The sequence below is a fragment of the Corynebacterium sp. HMSC034H07 genome, assembly GCF_001815175.1.
GTDB classification, from domain to species: domain Bacteria; phylum Actinomycetota; class Actinomycetes; order Mycobacteriales; family Mycobacteriaceae; genus Corynebacterium; species Corynebacterium hiratae.
This window is the reverse complement of the sequence record NZ_KV819520.1, coordinates 12,786-13,296: the sequence shown is the minus strand read 5'-3', so window position 1 is coordinate 13,296 and position 511 is coordinate 12,786. Positions and strand designations below refer to the sequence as shown.

1 protein-coding gene is annotated in these 511 nt (G+C 56.0%); it reads left to right on the top strand.

The annotated features are described in order from the left end of the window. Positions 1-511, top strand: a 511-nt coding sequence (locus tag HMPREF3009_RS04510; RefSeq protein ID WP_232760929.1) for an HNH endonuclease signature motif containing protein, incomplete at both ends; no start/stop codon positions are given.

Sequence of the window (511 nt, the reverse complement as noted above, 5' to 3'; positions counted from 1 at the left end):
TGCTTCAAGCCGCCAACGACGTCTTCTTCAAAGAGGGCACTGGTTCCAAACCGGCGGTACGCACCCAAGTCATCGTCACCCTGAATGAGTTGGACCAGATCATTAACGGTGACGGGGACGAGATCGAGCTCAACCTCACCAACGGCGCGCGCATGACAGGGGCCGAGTTTCTCACCCACAAGTTTGCCGAAATAGGGTATGCCACTATCGTCCACCCTGTCGAAGGCCCCATCAACACCTGGCGCCTAGAGCGCGGAGCAAACCTTAATCAACGTCTTACCCTGCACGCTGAATTCCACACCTGTTCAAGACCTGGGTGTAATAAGCCAGCCGATTACTGCCAAATCCATCACCTCATCCCTTGGCAGGCTGGTGGCTACACCAACATTAAGAACCTGACGTTTTTGTGCGCCTACCACAACGGTATTAACGACGATGACCCACAAAGGCCTACCAGGCGCGGCTACATGTACCGGCTCAACACCGGCGTGGCCTTCATCCCACCCTGGGG